Origin of the sequence: Pseudobutyrivibrio sp. MD2005 (genome assembly GCF_000621865.1) — a bacterium.
Taxonomy (GTDB): domain Bacteria; phylum Bacillota; class Clostridia; order Lachnospirales; family Lachnospiraceae; genus Pseudobutyrivibrio.
In genome coordinates this window covers 66,254-83,758 of sequence record NZ_JHXE01000001.1, presented here as the reverse complement: position 1 = coordinate 83,758, position 17,505 = coordinate 66,254, and the positions used below count along the sequence as shown (strand labels likewise).

The 17,505-nt window shown below is 36.9% G+C and carries 20 protein-coding genes; all 20 read right to left on the bottom strand.

From position 1 onward, the window contains the following. Window positions 1-53: 53 nt before the first annotated feature. Window positions 54-920, bottom strand: a complete 867-nt coding sequence (locus T498_RS14430) for a LarC family nickel insertion protein (protein ID WP_036977580.1) — start codon at window positions 918-920, stop codon at window positions 54-56. Window positions 921-938: 18 nt separating this feature from the next. Next, window positions 939-1,850, bottom strand: a complete 912-nt coding sequence (locus T498_RS0100415; protein WP_028234202.1) for a GRP family sugar transporter — start codon at window positions 1,848-1,850, stop codon at window positions 939-941. Window positions 1,851-1,949: 99 nt separating this feature from the next. Next, entirely contained in the window at window positions 1,950-2,120 is a 171-nt protein-coding gene (locus T498_RS16650) for a hypothetical protein (RefSeq protein ID WP_155950992.1), read from the bottom strand. A 95-nt stretch (window positions 2,121-2,215) separates the two neighbouring features. Then, window positions 2,216-4,663: an adenosine deaminase gene (locus T498_RS14425; RefSeq protein ID WP_036977578.1), complete on the bottom strand. Its 2,448-nt coding sequence runs from the start codon at window positions 4,661-4,663 to the stop codon at window positions 2,216-2,218. Window positions 4,664-4,696: 33 nt separating this feature from the next. Further along, a complete protein-coding gene (locus T498_RS0100400) occupies window positions 4,697-5,290 on the bottom strand; it encodes an NUDIX hydrolase (protein ID WP_028234201.1) in 594 nt (197 codons plus the stop codon). Window positions 5,291-5,301: 11 nt separating this feature from the next. Beyond that, window positions 5,302-5,574 carry a DUF1294 domain-containing protein gene (locus tag T498_RS0100395; RefSeq protein WP_028234200.1) on the bottom strand — a complete coding sequence of 91 codons (273 nt, stop codon included), beginning with the start codon at window positions 5,572-5,574 and terminating at the stop codon, window positions 5,302-5,304. A gap of 136 nt (window positions 5,575-5,710) precedes the next feature. After that, entirely contained in the window at window positions 5,711-7,363 is a 1,653-nt protein-coding gene (locus T498_RS0100390; RefSeq protein ID WP_028234199.1) for a dicarboxylate/amino acid:cation symporter, read from the bottom strand. Between the two features lie 128 nt (window positions 7,364-7,491). Next, on the bottom strand, window positions 7,492-8,301 hold the full coding sequence (locus tag T498_RS0100385; RefSeq protein ID WP_028234198.1) for a hypothetical protein: 810 nt from the start codon (window positions 8,299-8,301) through the stop codon (window positions 7,492-7,494). Next, complete coding sequence (locus T498_RS0100380) at window positions 8,279-9,103, bottom strand: hypothetical protein (protein ID WP_036977576.1); 825 nt, start codon at window positions 9,101-9,103, stop codon at window positions 8,279-8,281. The genes T498_RS0100385 and T498_RS0100380 overlap by 23 nt, the downstream gene beginning before the upstream one ends. 132 nt (window positions 9,104-9,235) lie before the next feature. Beyond that, the gene (locus T498_RS0100375; RefSeq protein ID WP_242839194.1) at window positions 9,236-9,628 is read right to left on the bottom strand and encodes a putative toxin-antitoxin system toxin component, PIN family; all 393 of its coding nucleotides are present in this window, start codon (window positions 9,626-9,628) and stop codon (window positions 9,236-9,238) included. A 5-nt stretch (window positions 9,629-9,633) separates the two neighbouring features. Continuing rightward, window positions 9,634-9,909, bottom strand: coding sequence for an AbrB/MazE/SpoVT family DNA-binding domain-containing protein (locus T498_RS0100370; protein WP_028234195.1), 276 nt, complete (start codon window positions 9,907-9,909; stop codon window positions 9,634-9,636). Window positions 9,910-10,138: 229 nt separating this feature from the next. Further along, on the bottom strand, window positions 10,139-11,251 hold the full coding sequence (locus tag T498_RS14420; protein WP_197019886.1) for a CapA family protein: 1,113 nt from the start codon (window positions 11,249-11,251) through the stop codon (window positions 10,139-10,141). 468 nt (window positions 11,252-11,719) lie between these two features. After that, the gene (locus T498_RS14415; RefSeq protein ID WP_051524512.1) at window positions 11,720-12,874 is read right to left on the bottom strand and encodes a DUF5688 family protein; all 1,155 of its coding nucleotides are present in this window, start codon (window positions 12,872-12,874) and stop codon (window positions 11,720-11,722) included. A gap of 363 nt (window positions 12,875-13,237) precedes the next feature. Then, on the bottom strand, window positions 13,238-13,477 hold the full coding sequence (locus T498_RS0100355) for a DUF6465 family protein (protein ID WP_028234194.1): 240 nt from the start codon (window positions 13,475-13,477) through the stop codon (window positions 13,238-13,240). A 126-nt stretch (window positions 13,478-13,603) separates the two neighbouring features. After that, window positions 13,604-15,310: an EAL domain-containing protein gene (locus T498_RS14410; protein WP_155950991.1), complete on the bottom strand. Its 1,707-nt coding sequence runs from the start codon at window positions 15,308-15,310 to the stop codon at window positions 13,604-13,606. Then, window positions 15,295-15,825 (bottom strand): transporter substrate-binding domain-containing protein, encoded by a 531-nt coding sequence (locus tag T498_RS16645; protein WP_197019885.1) that lies wholly within the window; start codon window positions 15,823-15,825, stop codon window positions 15,295-15,297. The genes T498_RS14410 and T498_RS16645 overlap by 16 nt, the downstream gene beginning before the upstream one ends. Window positions 15,826-15,936: 111 nt before the next feature. Then, window positions 15,937-16,335, bottom strand: coding sequence for a hypothetical protein (locus T498_RS0100345; RefSeq protein ID WP_028234193.1), 399 nt, complete (start codon window positions 16,333-16,335; stop codon window positions 15,937-15,939). A 2-nt stretch (window positions 16,336-16,337) separates the two neighbouring features. Next, window positions 16,338-16,775: a hypothetical protein gene (locus tag T498_RS0100340; RefSeq protein WP_028234192.1), complete on the bottom strand. Its 438-nt coding sequence runs from the start codon at window positions 16,773-16,775 to the stop codon at window positions 16,338-16,340. Between the two features lie 75 nt (window positions 16,776-16,850). Then, window positions 16,851-17,120 (bottom strand): DUF6017 domain-containing protein, encoded by a 270-nt coding sequence (locus T498_RS0100335; RefSeq protein ID WP_305809541.1) that lies wholly within the window; start codon window positions 17,118-17,120, stop codon window positions 16,851-16,853. 88 nt (window positions 17,121-17,208) lie between these two features. Continuing rightward, window positions 17,209-17,463 (bottom strand): 30S ribosomal protein S18, encoded by a 255-nt coding sequence (gene rpsR, locus T498_RS0100330; protein WP_028234190.1) that lies wholly within the window; start codon window positions 17,461-17,463, stop codon window positions 17,209-17,211. Window positions 17,464-17,505: the final 42 nt, after the last annotated feature.

Sequence of the window (17,505 nt, the reverse complement as noted above, 5' to 3'; positions counted from 1 at the left end):
TTTACCCTATTTATAATATATTATTAAAGCCCAGTAATTACAAGAAGCTTCCCCTACTTCTCATTAATAATCATTGCTCGTAAAAATCCCGAGAGACCGTAGTCTCTTTTACCGCTTCCCATACCTACTTTTTCAATTACAAATTCTTTTGGAAGCTTGTGGCTTGTTCTAAGTGCTGCCACAGCCGCTGCGCCTGTTGGCGTAACCAATTCCCCATTTACATTGATTATTTCAACGGCAATCTTATGCTCTTGAACTATGTTTGTTACAGCTGGCACAGGCACAGGTAAAATGCCATGCTGACATCTAACTGTTCCCTGGCCCTCGTATAGTTTTGGCACAATTACTTCAGTGATTCCAAGATTATCAATACATACTGCTATTGATATGATATCTACTATTGAATCAACGGCTCCAACCTCATGAAAATGAACCTCTTCAACAGGTACGCCATGAGCCTTTGACTCTGCAATAGCTAGGATTTCAAATATCTTTTTGGCTATACTTCTTGCATTATCAGTCAAAGCTGCACTATCTAATATTTCTGTAATCTCTTTCATTCCACGGTGAATATGATGGTGATGTCCATGGTCATGATCGTGATCGTGGTCATGATGATGATCATCATGTTCCTCATGGCTATGGGTGTGACAATCATGGCTTTCTTCATGTAAATGGCCATATAAATAATCCATATCGTGATCGTGACCATCATGCTCTTCATCCAAGATTACATCGAAATCCATGCAATCTAAGCCTGCCCGCTTAACTCTTGTAATAGCGATTTGAAAGCCCTCGGCCTTTACTGTGCTTAGCACATCTTCCAAATGCTTTGCATCTGCCCCCAAATCAAGTAAGGCACCTACTGTCATATCTCCACTGATGCCTGAATTACATTCTAAATACAAAGTTTTTCCCATAGAATTCACCTCTAGATTTTAGTCTCCTTCAATAATTGCCAAGATTAGAATTCCCGCAATAACCATAAACAAGAATAGATATTGCTTTGCTGTAAGCTTTTCCTTTAAGAAAATTCTTGAAAGAAGTAATGAAACAACACAAACTGATGAAAGAATTGGCGCTGCTATCTTACCATTTCCACTCATTGCGTACACGTAAGTGAACTGGCCTGCAGTCTCACACAAACCTGCTAAAACTTTATCGCGCTGCTTAGGAAGATTGAATTTTTCTCCTTTAATCTTTAAGAAAATCAAAAAGACTATGGCAACGATAAAGAATGTGAATTCGTAAGATGTGTTGGCAACAGCTTCGATTGTTTCTTCGTTTACATTAACGAGTGGGCTGGTTTCCATCTCTAGGAAATAGATATCTAAGAAGCTGCCTAGAGCATCAAGTGTCGCGTAGCAAAATGGCATTGCAAAGGCTATTATTGCCATCTTCTTTCCAAGCTTTTTCTTTCTATCTGTATCACCGTTGTTGTCCAAAAATCCAAGTCCTAAGATACCAATTACGATGAGCACGATAGCTGCTATTGAGCCCATTGCTATGCTTTCACCTAATATGATGACACACAATACAGATACTATTGCACCTGATGTGTTCTCGATTGGATCTGAAATTGACTCCTCGATGAATCTCATTCCAAAGAATGAAAAGGCCATCGATACAATATAACAAAGAGATACTGGCATATACTTTATGAAGTTGATTGGGTCGTAGCCAATATTCTGTGTAAGCAGTATAAATACTGCGTGTATACCCATTATGATACCTACTGAAATGCATATCTTTAAATGAGCGTACTTTTCGTCAGGATTTGCTCCCTTCTTATAAAATAATTCTGCAAGACCCCATATAAAGGTGGTCGCAAGTGCACAAAATAACCACATATTATTTAACCTTTCTAATAGTTTCTCACTTTAAATATATCGAAAAATTATATTTTACACAATAGAATATAATATAAAAAGGCTGATTTCTCAGCCTTTTTACTCACTTGGAATATCAATTTTTATTTCTATATCAATCTCAGTTTTCTTCAGCTTGTCCTTGTTAATTTTCCTTTTGGCGGCATGAAGCCTTTCTCGAATTTTTTCCAAATCATCATAGGCCTCTTCTGATGAATAAGGCTTATCTTCGTTTTCATAATTAAAATCCATGCTTCCACCACCTTCACTGTGGAAACAGTGTAACAAATTAATTTGAAAAAATAATGACCTTTTACAGGACAAACCATGAAACTACTGTGTCTCACTTAGTTTTGATTCAAGGATTCCAAAGCCTCTACTAATGGTTCATCTGCATCAAAGGAATAAACATAACCATGTAAAGACTTAGCTTTTTGCATAAGATTCTTAGAGTGTTTCCAAACGAAAATGGTAGAACGTCCTTTTCCGTTTTTAGCTTCCTGGATTAGATTGGCTCCAGCGCTATTTCCGTCAAAAGCAACTACTGCAGATGGGCGTCGCTCGAATATTTCGTAGTTAAAACTCTTATATATTCCCATACCCTCAGACTCTGTGGATACTCTAACCTTTACCCCTGCAGCCTTAATCTTTTCTGCTTCTTTTTTGGTAATTAGCGATGGTACAAATGAATACACTCTAAAGCCCTTAGTGTTGTGATCTAAAATGTATTTTTCATAGCCTGAAATCTTATGACCAATTACAAAGCATACTTCCTCTGGATTAAAGTATTCTAGCAGATCATCTATCTGCTTAGTAGCGTTAGCGCTTAGCTTGGTATTTCGGCTTTCTGTGTTAAAGCTTCCTCCTAATACAACCACCGGAAGCTTATCCCATGTGATTTCCTCAATCTGCTCTTTAAGCTCTGTGTTGGCATCAAGCTTGGCAACAGCTTTTCCTGAATTTTTGGAAATCTTAACAGCCTGCATCTTATCAAGTAAAACATCTTCCATTTCGTTTTTGCCGATAAGCTTTGCAAAGGCTGCTTTCTTTTCAGAATATGCCTGCTGGCTGCTTTCGATGATGTCTGTTTCTGCATCTTTCATCATCTGAAGCTCACTTGTTGTAAGGCCAATCATCTTTTCCAATGAAAGCTGCTCGTCGATTGAATTGGTGCCGTATAATGCTGCTCCATCTGTTCCCTGAACGCACTTTATTCCCTGCTTTAGATACTGCTTCAAAGGATGTGTCTCAAGGGAATTAAGATTATTAAGTCTAACGTTACTTGTTATCTGGAACTCAAGCACAACATTATTATCTTTTAATTGCTTTAATGTCTCTTTGCCCTTCTTTGAAGTAAGGCTATAACTATATAGACCATGGCCAAGGCGCATCTTTGGCATAGCCTGACCTGGCTCTAAAGAATCTCTTACGCAGGCAATGGAATGAGCGATATTATCTTTCTGACTGTCATTTTCACCGGCATGAACCCTGATTACAAATGATGGGTCTGCCTTTGCTATCTTTACTATCTCTTTGAAAGCTGGCTTGAGATTGATGATATCGTTAATCTCCTCACCTACAAAATCACAACCTGCTACATATGGATCTAATGCTGTAGCTTTTAGCACCTCAAGATTCTGCTCGAGATAGTTGGCTGGTGTAACCGCGTCCTTTACGATTGTAAGAGGAATACGTCGCATCGCAGCTAAGAATCTTATCATTACCCCTGTCTCATTGTAAATGCTAGGCATGACTTCATGGACCTGTCTAAGCATTTCCAAGGATTCATATTTCTTAACGAGGGTAGTATCACTGATTTCTGCGTAGCAGATGCCCTGTTTTTTATAGCTTCTTGCAATCCAAAGAAGCTTATCCTGGAAAATGGTATTATGGCTATAAACTGGATTTTCCTTATCTCTAAGCATCTGTCTAAGAGTATTTCTTACATCCACATCAGGGATAGAATCTACCTTTGTCAGGTCAATCTTTTCCTCGCTCTCCTTGCCTTTACAGAAAACATAGCGGTACAAATATACTTTTTCGAGATTGGTAAATACCGCCTGACCATCCTTAATTACTGCAAGGGAATTTCTTATTTTTACGATATTTAGCTCTGCATTGTCTAAGTTATTTAGAATTAAATCTGCAAAGTTAATAAAGGTATTATCATTAATTCTTCTGTCCAGATACTTGCCCTGAAGCCCAGAGCTTACAAACTGTCTGGCTACCTTCTCACGGCTGGCATTGACTTTTTCCCACTGAGCATCTGTCATTTCAAGCTCTAGCTTTTTAACATAATACAGTGGATATCTGATCTGATGAGCTATACCAAGAGCAATCAACACATCACCTGTAAGATTTCCATTCATGTGAGTATGCAAATCTGCTCTGAATTTCAAATCCTTTTGAATGAAGGTCTTAAAAATTGTTTTATCTATTGGGAGCTTGAAATCCTTGGTCTGACTCATTAATGTCTTTGCTATGGCTGGGATTGTTGCCTTTACATCTACCCTTCCATCAGGATAAATGCTGGCAATCTCTGTGTCTCCAAGCTTAAATATATAGCTTTCCTGATTAGAGCCATCAATAAAGCATGGCACTTCATCAGTGATAATAAGCATTCCATTTTCATCTTTAGATAATTGCAAATTACATGTCTTTGCAAGATTTCTGATGAGATTACCAGTGCTATGATTTGGTGTGGTAAGCACGTAGTAGATCTTGTCTAAATCCTTGTAAAGATTTACAATTATATCCTTTTCATTGTCTAGAAAAAAACATGTTAGATATGTCATAGATTTTTCCTTCCACCTTTAATTTACAGTTATCTACTTGCACTGCTTATCTACTAATAGCAATGCTAATATATGTGTAGCCTGAGGGAATTCCCCAGATTCAATCATATTATCTATTTCTTTTCTTGTATGTAAATGTACATTCAAGAATTCTGTTTCGTCAAGATTCTGGCCGCTGACTTTTTTACAATTCTTAGCAAGGAAGATGTTAGCGTAATTATCCGCCATTGTAGCATTTGATGGTACTGATAACAGGAACTTCCAATCATCACTTTCGTAGCCTGTCTCTTCCATAAGCTCGCGCTTCGCTGCTGAAAGAGCATCCTCTGCACTACTTTCGTCTATGTGATTGCCATATTCCTTGCCATCAGTCCTCTCGATTCCTCCGGCGCAGAATTCTGTGGTTACTCGCTTGATTCCATGGCGATATTGCTTTACACAGATAAAATTATCATCTTCATCTGTTGCAACGATTACAACATAGTCTCTTCGGCTGTAGCTATAATACGGCTCAAAAGTTCTTCCATCCGGAAATCTATAAGCGCTTTTTCTAAAATCAATCCATTCATCATTTACAATATGCTCGCAAGATATCTCTTCCCATTCAAGCTTTTCATTCTCGCTCATCTTCTTGCTCCTTAAATTAATTTCTGCTTAAAGTATATTATACCGACCACCTGTAAAACCAATATCAGCGGCATTCCTATCACAAAATACCAGTGCTTTGTTTTATGATGGAACAGGTACATTCCTGCCCAAGTTCCAACACTTCCACCAATTACACTAAACAAAAAAAGCGTCTTTTCTGGGATACGCCAAGCCCCTTTAATTGCTTTTCTTTTATCAATACCCATAATGGCTAGGCCTGCTACATTTGCAATAAGCAGGTAAATAAGTGCTATTTTATACATTATTCTCTATCCCTTTATAAAAAAATTACAACTAGTGTATCACAAAATACTCTGCTTTTTCCACTATAACTTTGAATACTAAGATGACATAAGAGCCATCGCAAGTTCCCTACGATGGCTCTCAAACAATTCCTTATTAACTATTAAAAGTATTAGTGTCTATCATCTTCTCACTCTTGGCAACTATTGTTGTAACTACAGCGTCACCTGTTACGTTTGCCATTGTCTGCATCATTGAGATTAATGGATACAAACCAATTACAAGGCTTATTGCCTCAGCTGGAACACCAATCTGTGGAATCAAAAGTGTTAAGCATACAAGGTTTCCACCTGGTACTCCAGGAGAACCTACTGATAATACGATGATAGCGATGAATAACTGAACTAACATAGTACTTGTTGTTGGTAATCCATATATTTTAGCAAAGAATAGCGCTGATATAATCAATGTGATACAGCTACCATCCATATTGATTGTTGCTCCAAGTGGTAATGAGAATGAATAAATCTTCTCTGAAACACCAAGCTTCTTGCACTGTCTAATTGAAGATGGTAATGCAGCATTACTAGATGACAATGTGTATGCTGCGATCATAGCTGGATAATACTTGCCAATAAATTTGAATGGATTAAGGCCAACAAAGAACAATAACAGCAAGTAAACAACTACCATCAGGACATCGCCAAAGTATACAACTGGAATCCATTTGATTACATGTATAAATGAGCTTAGATCCATTGTGGCCATCATCTTAGCCATTGCACAAAATACAAGTACAGGCATGAAGGATACAATTACTTCTGTAATCTTTGAAAATACCTTATCCATTGCATTTACAAAATCTTTTGCCGCTGGTACAGCCTTTGTAAGTGCTGCAGTTGCAAGTCCCAAACATACTGCCATAAAGATAATCTGTAGCATATTGGATGTCTGGAATGGTGTGATAATATCTGTTGGCACGATTCCTACAAGTGTATCCTTGATGGAAATTGTTGCAGATTCGCCCTTTGCAATTGTTTCAACTGCTGCTTCTGCATCTACAGCTGCTGCAAGCCCTGTATTTCCAATTGGGAATAATGTATAAGTGAATAAACCTACACAAATAGCCAATACAGATGTAAATACATAAATACCTACAATCTTTAAAGCTATACGTCCCAATGCTTTGATATCAGAAAAGCTTGCGATACTATTTCCAATAGCAAAGAATACAAGTGGTGCTACTACCATTTTCAAGGAATTAATCAAAACAGTGTAGATTGGAACAAATATACTCTTTGTCATGAATGTAGCAACTTCTTCAGATGCATATTTCTGAATGAACAGACCACATAAAATACCAAGTATAAGAGCGGTTATTGTTACAATCAATGACTTATAAGGAGACTTCTCAACCTGCTGAGTAACAGAAATCTTACCCTTTTCACATCTGATGTTAAGATTTGAGCCAAAGAGCTTTTCGAGCAATCCACCCATTGCCTCATTAGCTCTGTCATCTGTTGCTGTTTCTCCAGAGAACAATAATTTCTGCTCAATATCAGCAACTGTAAATTCCCCACCTTTTGCGCTGTATTTAATTTTAAGATCACTAAACAGGCCACTTATGCCTACAATTATATCTGTGCCTTCTTCAGCAACCTCACAAATTTTCCCCAAAATCTCTTCAGCTGCAAGCAAAGATTTTACCAAATTCTTACGATTTGTCTTCTTTTCGTTAAGTTTTTCCCGGATAAAATCTAGCGCATCAGGTATTCGGCCCTTATCGGCCTCAAAAACGAATTCTTTCATTTTGTCACCTTTTATCCTTCTCCATTCAATCTACAGTAACAAAATTATTATAACACCTGATTTTCCTATCTTATGGTTTTTACCACACTCTTAACAAAATAATCATTATTTGTTCATAATTTTCTTTATCAATCCAATCTATCTACTTCGCCTTTTAGGAAAACATTTTCCTTCCAGCCTGGTTTCAGTGGAGATAGTGATTCATTCTTTACCCAGTATGATAGATTCTGCCTTGTGCAACCAAGTCGTTCACAAGCTTCTGTCGTATTAATAACACTATGCTCTATGAATTTATGAAAAACATTTGCGTAAATAGGTAATACTACTCCATTATCAATTAATATGCTCTTGCTAATCAAAACAGAATCATTGAAAACAACGCCATAGCCTCCGACATCCACCTTAATGGTGTTAATAACTCTTTCTTTTCCAATGATAGTAGAAAGCTTAGGAACAGCTTCTAAGCACTTTTTCAAATCAACTTCTAAAGCATTATCATTAAAAAGCAGTACTATTATGCGCTCATCATCCAAAGGAAAACATTCATCAATATTGCTATTTTGTCTTTCCAATACCCAGTCTGGCAAATTATTTTTATCAATTTCTTTAATATAGCAAGCGTCTTGAGATGATCTTGCTTGTGATAAAAACAACAGCTTCCCTTCGCTATAGGCTGACAATTTTGCATTTTTGAGAATCTCGCCAATATTTTGACGACCACTTGGGATAACTCTATCATCCACCCATAATTTAGCAAAATCTTTTGGGATAGTATATATTCCTTTTTTTACTAGTGAGGAGTATAAAAGTGGTGCAGTCCATTCCGTTAAATCATCTCTCAATTCAATAATAAAACTTTCGGTACGGTCATAATATAGCAGAAAACCTATTTCATCTTTTCTATCTAAATCCTCATCATAAATTGCAAAGGCTCTCATAATAGCACCACCTCGAATAAAGCATCTCCCATATTTTCTCCATATGCGCAACAGTAATCACGTCGTCTAAATCCTTAATTAATTTTTCATGATGTTCAGGCAACAGTTTATCATGAAAAATACTATTCTTATCTTTGATTAGACATAAATTATCTAACGTTGAACGCCCACCAATAAAGTTTTGACATGGTAAATCCTTATTGATATCAAAAGCTTCTATTTCCTCTTTTGACATGCACGAACATAAAAAAGATAAACCATGGTCAAATAAAGGCGCTATCCTAAGTGTTTTCTTTCTAGCATTTCTAAGCACTTCTATATTAGCTCCGTGTCTATCGCGATTCATAATCAAATAATCCACAGCTAACATCGTATCTACGTATCTCTGCCAGCCATTTCTTACACAGAAATCATAGCGGGATTCTCCAGATAATGAATTCACTTGATAAAATCCATCTAGAGCATTTTTATTCTCACCCGGCTGTTTGAAATCTTCCGATGCACAAACCCACGTTTCAAATACTCGCCCATTAATTTCAACATCAGCATGTATCAATTGATAATGCAAATGTTCAACCCCAAGAATTTCTAATAATCTATCTACTATTATTTCATTTACACATTCATGACCGATTATTCCCTTTTCGCTGTCGTACATAGATAGCTTATAGTAAATCTTTTTTCCATCTACTAGCTCCTGAGACTTGAGGAACGTGCCTGCTGTCCCACTAGTATTTCTCGTATGTGACCATTTTAAATGTGTTAAGTCTTGCTTTTCTTTGATAACAACACCAGAAATCATTTTTATTCCTCCTGATGTCATTATAAGATGTTATTTGACGTGCGTCAAATAACATCTTATATTTACTTCCTTTAAACTTTAACAAACAAAAAGAGCACTACCCAATGAATAGTAATGCTCTATTATATCAATTTACATTTCTAAAAAAGTAGCTACGTTTATAATTCTTGGATCTTCAACCGCTGCTTCTAAAAAATCCTTATCGCCTGTCAAGAATAAGTCCGCATGTGCATTTAGTGCTGCTCTAAGTATTGGTCTATCCTTAACATCTCGTATTTTTAATTCTGCTGCATTCATTTTTTTTGGAGTTTTGACAACTTTTATCGACTGTAAAGCAACATACAAAAACGCCTCTAGTTCCACTAATCTATCTGGAAATTTTTCTTGAAACTTTCTATGAAGTTCATCAACAACATAGTCACAAGTTATAGGTTGATATGGATAAGTTAGTGCCTTTCTCAATGCCTGAGCTACTTTCCCATTAGGAAATAACGCTGCTGAAATAAAAATGTTTGTATCAATCATCACTCTCACTCAGCATTTTCCTCCCGTCGTGATGCAGTAATCCAGTTTGCAACATCGTCCTCAGATAATAATCCCGCCTTTGAAGCTTCACCCTTCATTTGCTCTTGGAACTTTTTTAAAGCATATACGGCAGAATTAACAACTTTAACTTCATTTCCTTCAACTATAAATGTCACCCTATCTCCAGTCTCTATACCCAACACTGCTCTTACATTCTTAGGTATAGTGACCTGCCCTTTCGACATTACCTTTGCGTCATTTACAAATAATGTACTTGCCATATTAACACCTCCTTTAAAAAGTAGGGAAATCCTACTTTTATTATAACTTGATATTAGGGTACTTACAATCTATTTTTTTAATAGCTTTATCTGCTCTAATGCATTCTTTCCAGGTTCTTGTAATTTATATGTCCTCCATTTGCAGCATTTTTAAAGTCATTTTTAACCATTTTAAAAAAAAGACGGGCGTCCTGCCCGTCAATCTAAAATAATATTAGCCAAAATAGCCTTATTGAGTTCTTATAATCCCATTATCATCAATTTCCACATTAACAGATATATTTTCTAGCCTGTCATACAACTCCCGCTGCTTTTCTTTATCCTCAACATATACTGTCCTGCAGTTCGTTTGCAATGCAGGTGTAATTATCACATCTATGTTATCTTCATTACCATCCCCATAGCAATGCAGGGTTACAAGCATTGAATCTAGCGTCTTTTCGTTGAACCAATAGTTTCCAAGACTATAGACAATAGGTACATCCTTATAATATTCAAATCCTTGAAGGCAATGGGTATGCGCGCCGATTATTGCATCTGCACCTGCATCTATGTATTCGTGGGCCGTTTGAGGCTGAACAGTTTCTAACTCTGTGGAATATTCTGTGCCCCAATGAGGCAATGCCACCACAATATCAGCATTTGCATCTGCTTCTTTAATCTCTTCATCAAAAAGAGTGGTGTCATAGCACCTAAGTATGCCTGGCTCTGTATCAGTTGCCTGTGGTGTCATCTTATTTTTCTCAGCCCTTGAGGCTGCTACAAAAGCTATAGTCTTGCCCTGAATTTCCATATAAACAGGTTCACTGGCTTCATTTAGGGTATGACCTGCGCCTACATAAGGTATTTCTGCCTTATCAAGGGTATCCATAGTATCAAGCAAGGCTTCTTTCCCGTAATCATATACATGATTATTTGCAAGACCAACTATATCTACTCCAAGCAGTTTCAAATTCTCCACCCTATCTGGATTTGTCCTGAATGTATAGGCCTTTCCTGGCAACGGTTGTCCACGGTCACTGTAGGTGAACTCATTGTTTATCCACATTATATCCGCCTGCTGCATGGCACTTATCAACTCCGGTGAAATGCAATCAATTATTCCGTTTTCGCAGGTATTAAGGTACTGTGTTGTAGCCCAGTTTTCATCAAAATTAATATCACCAGCAAAACACAAGGTGAAATCGTAGGCACCGCTGTCTTCAACTACAACTTCCTCCATCTGAGCCTTTGGAACATCTTCCTCCTGCTGGATCTGTGTTTCTTCAAGTGCTGATTCTTTTATGCCGCAGGCTTGGAATGTAAGACATGTGAGTATGAATATAGATAGTTTCTTTTTCATAGTGTTATTCATCCATTTTATAAAAGAAAAGGACTCTGGGCCCTCCGCTATCCAGCAGTGGGTCGAGTCCGACTTCCTTAATATTATCATTATTAATTTTAATTTCAAGCGTTCTGTCTATTATAATTTATAAATACTATTGACTTTTTCTGTTCTCCCACCCTAACTACTTTCGTAAGTTGATTTGGTTAAATAGTGTGCTCCTCTAGCTCAAACCTATTTCAATTATCCATTTTAAATTTAAAAGCTGTAAAAAGTTAATTCTTTAAAATTTTTTTCAAATAGTATTAATCAATTGCTGTAACTTATTTATACATAATTACTCAAAATTAACCAATTTAACCAATCCAATCCCCTTAATTTCGCATATTTGCGCTAGAAAATGGTCTATGCTATTGGTTACGATTGGTTAAATATTTTATTTTAAAATCCAATTAGCCAATCGCTTATTGTATGAATCTGTCATTATTAATTCCTCATTTGCAAGTGCATGTAGCATGCTCTTAATCTAAGATTCCTTTTGCCCATCTGTAAGGCCTTCTGGTAATTTATCCCATAAAAGGTGTTCTTTACAATATCCTCCTTCTTAGGCTCTGGCTTAATAGCTGCCTTCTTCTCCTTTAAGCCCTTTAATACTGCGCCATTCTCAGCAAGCTTATCTTCCTTAGCTGCCTCTCTTTCCGCAGATCTTGCGTCAAACTTTTCTGCTAACTCAAAGACATTATCCTGTGAATCAAAGTGATATACAGAATATGAAAGCACATCCTCAGGCAATACCTCTGTTGAATTGACCTGCTTAACCATATCCATCAGTACTGAGGCATCCATCTCTCCTCTATCTGGCACAATAATGACCTCGTGGATACTCGATGGGAGCACATAAAAGTCTCCATCTAACTTATCTGCAACATCTTCAAGAAAGTTTGGATAAGCAATTACGCCTACACCATGTACCTTGTCCTCTACTGTTGCTACATAAATCTGACTTTCTGGACCATCAGCAGGAATAAACTGAAGCATCATATCCGCATCTGGACCAAGCATCTCCGCAAGTGTATCCCTCATTATTTTAATCTCAGCCGGTCTAACCTCTGGCGCATTCGCCATCGCATCATTGTGAAGCTGTTCCGGTGTGATGTTCATTGCCTCCAGCATATTGTTTGTAACTAAGATAGTCTGGACACCGCTATCATCACTTCCCATGACAAAGCGATAAACAATGGCCATGTTCTCCATATCCTTATGGGGAATCTTCTCAAGTAGCGATGCATTCTTTTCTGCTCCAACAAGCTCAATTGTAAGCTTGTCCTTCATCTGCTCATAATCTGTAAGAGCCTTTGAATCAACAAATGGAGCATTCTCTAAGCCATTCTCAATTCTTTTTGCAACAGCATCTACAAGACTATCGTAATTGCCTCTATTCTCATACTCCTCCGCAATCTTTGTGAAATTTAGGCTCACACCTAATGTTGATCCATCCGGTCTAACTGTTAGTGCATCATAGCTCTGATTGAGCTTTTCATTTGGCTGGATGGTAATCTCAACATTCTCAATGCCTTTCTTTGCTAACTTCCTTGTTACGTCCTCTTTAAAGTTTTCCTTGAACTCTTCGTAATTTACCATGTGTACCTTCCTTTTCTTTACTGATTAATTTGTGGTACGAAAAAAGCGCCAGGCTACAACCACTTAATAGTTGCAAGCTGACACTTCATTTCACACCGTATTCTTTTGCAAAAGAAAAGGACTCCCTCAGGAGCTTTTGTTTCGCTCCCTCGTTTGTCCATGATAAATATAACATGCCACAAATAAGAAAAAAAGGTACGGGACCCTTACATAAACCCTACAATTTTCCTACAAGAATATGACAAAACCCATAATCTTTTTGCCCCAAACAAGATTTAAGCCTACACAGAATATCAGTATTGATCCTATTAATGAAAGATAGTCCATGAAAAAAGGCTGCCATCGGCAGCCTATAATACAATATTACAACTCTGTAGAACCAACTTTATCTCCGTTAGCAACATAGTAGATTCTATGTTCTTCAGGCTTAATATAAATGCTGATACCTGTGAGCTCAACGCCCTTGTAGTCTTTCTTGAATTGAGCTTGTGCTTTCTTTAGGCAATCAGCCTCTGTGAATTCAAGTCCCTGATACTGGATTACAGCTAAAGTCTTTACTGTCTTTGTTGATGAAGCAGATGTTGCTATCTTTGGTCTAGCCATTTCTTTTAACCTCCCCGCTATGGAATTAAATGATAGATTGAAATTTTTCATACATCACTTATTTTAGCCATTTGGTTTGAGAAATGCAAAATTAATTCCGACCATGGAAAAATATTTAGTTTTTTATTAGTGTGGTCTATTGTTTATGTTATCGAAATCGAGAATTTCAAATTCTTCTACAGGCATTGGCTTGTAGAAGTAGAAGCCTTGCATTCGTTCACAGTCTATAGCAATAAGAAAATCGGCATGTTCTTTAGTTTCCACGCCTTCAGCAATATATTTATAATTTAGGTTACGAAGCATTTGTAGGATATGCTTGACCACAATTTTGCTTTTCTCAAAGTTCTTAGTGTTTTTTAGGAAAACATAATCAAGTTTAATTCCATCAACTGGAATTTCTGTAAGCATATTTAGAGATGAATAGCCACTGCCAAAGTCATCCATTTCAACTTCAAATCCTATATCCTGTAGCTGAGCAGTTGTCTCTAATAGTAATTCGTTATCTTCAGCATAGGCACTCTCAGTGATTTCTATTCTTAGCTGAGAAGGTTCAATATCGTACTTTTCGATAAGATTCTTGAAGTGCTTTGAGATGTTTTTGTTCTTTTCTATATCAAATCGAGATAGGTTAACTGATATAGAACGTTTAAATCCTTGCTCGTTCCATCTATGAATATCTTTGCAAACTATTTCCCAAACTAGACAATCTAAATCGTAGATGAGACCAGTTTGTTCTAGCATTGGGATAAATTGACCTGGGCTCAACCAACCTAGCTTTTCATGGTTCCATCTACAGAGAGCTTCTGCGCCTATGATTTCACCAGTTCTATAGTTGACTTGAGGTTGATACCAGACTTTTATTTCATTCTGTTTTACAGCAGTAGAAAAATGACCGCAGATATCCGAAAGCAGTCTTCCTGCTTCCCATTGATCTACGTTATATACTTCGTAACCCCCGGTAACAGATAGATGTGCTTTCTTTTCAGCTAATCTAGCACAGTCTAGCATCTTATCAACGTTAATATTTTTATAATCTTCCGGAGTTAAGACATAAAGACCACTGCATATCTGAACTTCATAGTCGTTGCCCTGATTAATATAATATTCTTTGACTGGTTTAAATACGTTTGTTTCCATCGCTTCGAAACCGTTGTCATCAGGTAGGCAGCATAAAACAGCAAATTGATCTGCATAAATTCTGGCCATAGCCTCTTTGTCAGAGAAATACTCCAATGATTTTTCTACCCAGAAGCATAGAAGTTCATCAGCAGAGTTAATTCCCATTTTGTCATTTATGAATTTGAAATTCTTAATATTGTTGTAAGAAATAATATATGGAGTGGAAGGATTTTCCAGTAGTAGTTCTTTTACTTTTTCACGGAATCCGGCCATACTAAGAGCACCAGTAAGTGAGTCATAGTCTATCATTTGGCGAATTTGATTATTGGTTCTTTTCTTTAACTGTTGTTGCTTTGCTAGAAAGTGAAGTGCTACAAGAACAATTACAATTGCACACATGATAAAGACATATCTATCAGCGTAAAGATAGTCCTGTACATCATATTTGTACAGTTTACGAGAAGTATAATCTAAAATAACAGCCTGGCGCTGGGTATCACTAATCATAGCAATACCCTCATTAAGTTTTTCTATAAGCGCCTGATTTTTAGGTGTATCTAAAGCACCAACTCTAAAACCAATTGAAAGCATTGTAGTTGGTTGAACATGCAAATCGATATATGAAGGCTTCTGAAGGACATAACTCCAAACGTAGGAATTATGAAGTAATGCGTCAACTTCGTCTTTACGTAGGGCTTCTACACACTTGGACATATCTTAAACAGTATGACTTCAATATCTGGATATAGGCTTTTTACCGTGTCTGCTATACCAGCTTGAGACTGAAGCATTCCAATTTTTGCACGATTAATGTCTGATACATTATCGCCCTCAGAAGTTACAACAGTGAGAGGAGTTAGCATTAAATCGTCAGAAACGATTGATGACTGTCCAGATGCACTTTCAATTTCGCTTCCTATAGGCATGACTATATCATAGGAGGTATTATCTAGCGCATCCTTTAGTGAAGATTCTTCCATAGCAATAAATTCAACGTTATAACCGATATTCTCACAGGCAATACGAAGTAATTCTGGACCAATTCCAATGATTGCACCATCAGAATCATCTATATAAATCATAGGGCATCTATCCGTTGGAACGCCGACAATGATGGTATTCTCATTGCTTGAAGCAGCAAAAGAAACCCCAGATATAAAAAATGGGATAACCAGAATTAGCGATATAATATTTATAGATATAATTTTTCTCTTAAGACTAAGCCTCATAGGTTGATTCCATTCTTGGACATAATTGTATATAGTCATAATACAATAAAATTGAGGACAATTTATGAACTACTAAAAACTAGGCTTTGAATAAAAAAGTCGATTATTATATTAACCACTTATTTCTTTGCTATATCCTGCAAAATTCAGAAAGCCAGTAATTACAACTCCTATCCCTATATACATAATTTGTGTTTTCAATGCCACTTCTTTGTACTTATCCCAAATAAACAATGACACCACACCACAAGATATTATTCCAAATACAATCCTCGCCACCTTAAAATTCAACTGAAGTACTACTGAAACCAGGATAATTAATCCATAAACACCCCAGCATACTGCTTCGCTATATCCTGCACTTATCATCATCAAAAAAGGTAAGAATCCTACTATCAAGCCATTAACAATGTAAAAATGCCCTAGTAAAAACAGAACAATGCTTATCGCAAACATCGCCAATGTACCAAAGATTCCTATTACTGCTCCAGCCATTTTACCATTATCCATAACTACTCCCCTTTCATTGCATCTGATAGCTTGCTTGCATATACTGCTGCACGAGCTGCTGTTTTAGCAACCTCATTTTTATCCTGATCTACAGTAACTGCTCTATCTATATCCCAAACTAAATTCTTTTCAACTGCATCCTGGAACATTCTACCAAGTCTAGCTCTTACCTGCGCTGCAGACTCAGGATAGCCTGTATTTTCCAGCTTTTTCTCAAGATTCTGGAAAGTAGGAAGCGCATTAAGGCTAAAGTATCCCTTCTGCGCTCTAGCTTCCCTTTTTAAATTTTCAAATTCAACTAATATATCAAACCCATTGTAACCATAGCGTTCCTTAAGAATGCTATATACAAGATTATTAACACTTATTCCCTTATCATCGGCCTCTGCTTTTAAGTCTCCATAAACTGCTTCATTCAACGATAAATTAACTCTTGGCATATAATACCTCCTTCTACATGAGTGTTGTGCAACTATGTTAATTTGTATTATATGAGTGTCGTGCAATCGTGTCAACTATAAACCAGCTGCCATATCATGATTTACTTCTGCTATGTAGTAGCTGCTAATCGTAGTAGGCGCATTAAATAGCATTGTGAGCATATACTTTTTAATATTCTTCACCTTACTGGTAGTGCTTCTAAGTGAATCTACTACGTACTCCACGTGATGAATATTCAACTTCATAAACTTGCTACGAATCAAATTCATTGGATACCTGCTAATTGCGATTACCTTTGCCATAGATTTTCTCCTTTTCTTTGATGATTCATCAACAAAAAACACAAGTTATGGAAGGCTGATTTAGATGTTTAAACAATAAAAAAGCACTCTCTAAGTTTCCTTAGAAAGTGCTTTGTAATCATATCAAGAATTAATCCTGTACGTAAGGCATAAGTGCAACGTGACGAGCACGCTTGATAGCTACTGTAAGAGCTCTCTGGTGCTTAGCACATGTACCTGTGATACGACGTGGAAGAATCTTTCCACGCTCAGAAATGTACTTCTTAAGCTTTGCTGTATCCTTGTAGTCGATAACGTTATCTTTACCACAGAAAACACAGACTTTCTTTCTTCTATGCATTGGTCTTCTTCTCTGCTGACCATCGCCTGTCTTATTAAAAGCCATGATTTAACCTCCTATTGATGTTAGCCAAGGCTTTCATTGCCT

What these genes read in the sequence shown, in the direction of transcription:
- T498_RS0100340 (WP_028234192.1), bottom strand. Translation starts at nt 16,775, where the DNA reads ATGCCAAGAGTTAATTTATCGTTGAATGAAGCAGTTTATGGAGACTTA.
- T498_RS14410 (WP_155950991.1), bottom strand. Translation starts at nt 15,310, where the DNA reads ATGTCCAAGTGTGTAGAAGCCCTACGTAAAGACGAAGTTGACGCATTA.
- T498_RS0100390 (WP_028234199.1), bottom strand. Translation starts at nt 7,363, where the DNA reads ATGAAAGAATTCGTTTTTGAGGCCGATAAGGGCCGAATACCTGATGCG.
- T498_RS16650 (WP_155950992.1), bottom strand. Translation starts at nt 2,120, where the DNA reads ATGGATTTTAATTATGAAAACGAAGATAAGCCTTATTCATCAGAAGAG.
- T498_RS0100400 (WP_028234201.1), bottom strand. Translation starts at nt 5,290, where the DNA reads ATGAGCGAGAATGAAAAGCTTGAATGGGAAGAGATATCTTGCGAGCAT.
- T498_RS0100415 (WP_028234202.1), bottom strand. Translation starts at nt 1,850, where the DNA reads ATGTGGTTATTTTGTGCACTTGCGACCACCTTTATATGGGGTCTTGCA.
- T498_RS0100395 (WP_028234200.1), bottom strand. Translation starts at nt 5,574, where the DNA reads ATGTATAAAATAGCACTTATTTACCTGCTTATTGCAAATGTAGCAGGC.
- T498_RS14420 (WP_197019886.1), bottom strand. Translation starts at nt 11,251, where the DNA reads ATGAAAAAGAAACTATCTATATTCATACTCACATGTCTTACATTCCAA.
- T498_RS14415 (WP_051524512.1), bottom strand. Translation starts at nt 12,874, where the DNA reads ATGGTAAATTACGAAGAGTTCAAGGAAAACTTTAAAGAGGACGTAACA.
- T498_RS16645 (WP_197019885.1), bottom strand. Translation starts at nt 15,825, where the DNA reads ATGAGGCTTAGTCTTAAGAGAAAAATTATATCTATAAATATTATATCG.
- rpsR (WP_028234190.1), bottom strand. Translation starts at nt 17,463, where the DNA reads ATGGCTTTTAATAAGACAGGCGATGGTCAGCAGAGAAGAAGACCAATG.
- T498_RS0100355 (WP_028234194.1), bottom strand. Translation starts at nt 13,477, where the DNA reads ATGGCTAGACCAAAGATAGCAACATCTGCTTCATCAACAAAGACAGTA.
- T498_RS0100370 (WP_028234195.1), bottom strand. Translation starts at nt 9,909, where the DNA reads ATGGCAAGTACATTATTTGTAAATGACGCAAAGGTAATGTCGAAAGGG.
- T498_RS0100345 (WP_028234193.1), bottom strand. Translation starts at nt 16,335, where the DNA reads ATGGATAATGGTAAAATGGCTGGAGCAGTAATAGGAATCTTTGGTACA.
- T498_RS14425 (WP_036977578.1), bottom strand. Translation starts at nt 4,663, where the DNA reads ATGACATATCTAACATGTTTTTTTCTAGACAATGAAAAGGATATAATT.
- T498_RS0100385 (WP_028234198.1), bottom strand. Translation starts at nt 8,301, where the DNA reads ATGAGAGCCTTTGCAATTTATGATGAGGATTTAGATAGAAAAGATGAA.
- T498_RS0100380 (WP_036977576.1), bottom strand. Translation starts at nt 9,103, where the DNA reads ATGATTTCTGGTGTTGTTATCAAAGAAAAGCAAGACTTAACACATTTA.
- T498_RS0100375 (WP_242839194.1), bottom strand. Translation starts at nt 9,628, where the DNA reads ATGATTGATACAAACATTTTTATTTCAGCAGCGTTATTTCCTAATGGG.
- T498_RS14430 (WP_036977580.1), bottom strand. Translation starts at nt 920, where the DNA reads ATGGGAAAAACTTTGTATTTAGAATGTAATTCAGGCATCAGTGGAGAT.